Annotated in this window: 3 rRNA genes; all 3 read right to left on the bottom strand. The window is 51.8% G+C overall.

Annotation, left to right across the window (positions count from 1 at the left end):
• Positions 1 to 17: 17 nt before the first annotated feature.
• A 16S ribosomal RNA gene (locus tag BLX42_RS23465) occupies positions 18 to 1,554 on the bottom strand.
• A 447-nt stretch (positions 1,555 to 2,001) separates the two neighbouring features.
• Positions 2,002 to 2,117 (bottom strand): 5S ribosomal RNA (gene rrf / locus BLX42_RS23460).
• A gap of 131 nt (positions 2,118 to 2,248) precedes the next feature.
• Positions 2,249 to 2,709, bottom strand: a 23S ribosomal RNA gene (locus BLX42_RS23455); the annotation flags it as partial.

Raw genomic sequence — 2,709 nt, 5'->3', positions numbered from 1 at the left:
AGGCTGATGTCGTCGATTAAGGAGGTGATCCAGCCGCAGGTTCCCCTACGGCTACCTTGTTACGACTTCACCCCAGTCATGAATCACACCGTGGTAACCGTCCTCCCGAAGGTTAGACTAGCTACTTCTGGTGCAACCCACTCCCATGGTGTGACGGGCGGTGTGTACAAGGCCCGGGAACGTATTCACCGCGACATTCTGATTCGCGATTACTAGCGATTCCGACTTCACGCAGTCGAGTTGCAGACTGCGATCCGGACTACGATCGGTTTTGTGAGATTAGCTCCACCTCGCGGCTTGGCAACCCTCTGTACCGACCATTGTAGCACGTGTGTAGCCCAGGCCGTAAGGGCCATGATGACTTGACGTCATCCCCACCTTCCTCCGGTTTGTCACCGGCAGTCTCCTTAGAGTGCCCACCATAACGTGCTGGTAACTAAGGACAAGGGTTGCGCTCGTTACGGGACTTAACCCAACATCTCACGACACGAGCTGACGACAGCCATGCAGCACCTGTGTCAGAGTTCCCGAAGGCACCAATCCATCTCTGGAAAGTTCTCTGCATGTCAAGGCCTGGTAAGGTTCTTCGCGTTGCTTCGAATTAAACCACATGCTCCACCGCTTGTGCGGGCCCCCGTCAATTCATTTGAGTTTTAACCTTGCGGCCGTACTCCCCAGGCGGTCAACTTAATGCGTTAGCTGCGCCACTAAAATCTCAAGGATTCCAACGGCTAGTTGACATCGTTTACGGCGTGGACTACCAGGGTATCTAATCCTGTTTGCTCCCCACGCTTTCGCACCTCAGTGTCAGTATCAGTCCAGGTGGTCGCCTTCGCCACTGGTGTTCCTTCCTATATCTACGCATTTCACCGCTACACAGGAAATTCCACCACCCTCTACCGTACTCTAGCTTGCCAGTTTTGGATGCAGTTCCCAGGTTGAGCCCGGGGCTTTCACATCCAACTTAACAAACCACCTACGCGCGCTTTACGCCCAGTAATTCCGATTAACGCTTGCACCCTCTGTATTACCGCGGCTGCTGGCACAGAGTTAGCCGGTGCTTATTCTGTCGGTAACGTCAAAACACTAACGTATTAGGTTAATGCCCTTCCTCCCAACTTAAAGTGCTTTACAATCCGAAGACCTTCTTCACACACGCGGCATGGCTGGATCAGGCTTTCGCCCATTGTCCAATATTCCCCACTGCTGCCTCCCGTAGGAGTCTGGACCGTGTCTCAGTTCCAGTGTGACTGATCATCCTCTCAGACCAGTTACGGATCGTCGCCTTGGTGAGCCATTACCCCACCAACTAGCTAATCCGACCTAGGCTCATCTGATAGCGCAAGGCCCGAAGGTCCCCTGCTTTCTCCCGTAGGACGTATGCGGTATTAGCGTTCCTTTCGAAACGTTGTCCCCCACTACCAGGCAGATTCCTAGGCATTACTCACCCGTCCGCCGCTGAATCAAGGAGCAAGCTCCCGTCATCCGCTCGACTTGCATGTGTTAGGCCTGCCGCCAGCGTTCAATCTGAGCCATGATCAAACTCTTCAGTTCAATACTGCTTGGGTTTTTAAGAAACCCTAAACTTGGCTCAGCAATCTCAAATGACTATGTGATTTCTCGCATGGTCACTTGTGATGCTGATAATCTTTCTGACTATCAGTCCNTACTCACAAGCACCCACACGAATTGCTTGATTCGATTTGTTAAAGAGCGTTTGGTTAAGAGCTTTTCGTCTCAACCGAGGCGCGCATTCTACGCTTTCCTCAGGGCCTGTCAAGCGTTTATTTTGAAGTTTTTTGCGAGAAACTCGTTTAACTTCAGACACTTAACTCGCTTCGATCTCTCGTCGCGGGAGGTGAATAATACAGCATTCAAAAACGCTGTCAACCACCTTTTTACCACCACCGGTTGGCTTTCAGCCCACCAGGAGAAGCGATAGCTTCTACTTAAAGACAAAACCCCTACCTGCTTGCGCAGATAGGGGTTTTGCGAAATGAATCTTGACGATGACCTACTCTCACATGGGGAAACCCCACACTACCATCGGCGATGCATCGTTTCACTACTGAGTTCGGGATGGGATCAGGTGGTTCCAATGCTCTATGGTCGTCAAGAAATTCTGTAGCCAGAATGTCCAGATGGACAGCCCAGCGAATTCGGATATGCGATAGTTGTGATGTTGCGAACTTTCGGTTCTTTCGTCTTCACCACCACAATCTGCAGAAGCAAATTGCTTGGGTGTTATATGGTCAAGCCTCACGGGCAATTAGTATTGGTTAGCTCAACGCCTCACAGCGCTTACACACCCAACCTATCAACGTCGTAGTCTTCGACGGCCCTTTAGGGGATTCAAGATCCCAGTGAGATCTCATCTTGAGGCAAGTTTCCCGCTTAGATGCTTTCAGCGGTTATCTCTTCCGAACATAGCTACCCGGCAATGCCACTGGCGTGACAACCGGAACACCAGAGGTTCGTCCACTCCGGTCCTCTCGTACTAGGAGCAGCCCCTCTCAAATCTCAAACGTCCACGGCAGATAGGGACCGAACTGTCTCACGACGTTCTAAACCCAGCTCGCGTACCACTTTAAATGGCGAACAGCCATACCCTTGGGACCGGCTTCAGCCCCAGGATGTGATGAGCCGACATCGAGGTGCCAAACACCGCCGTCGATATGAACTCTTGGGCGGTATCAGCCTGTTATCCCC

Source organism: Pseudomonas sp. SG-MS2 (genome assembly GCF_009933855.1).
Taxonomy (GTDB): domain Bacteria; phylum Pseudomonadota; class Gammaproteobacteria; order Pseudomonadales; family Pseudomonadaceae; genus Aquipseudomonas; species Aquipseudomonas putida_E.
This window is presented reverse-complemented; position numbering and strand designations above follow the sequence as displayed.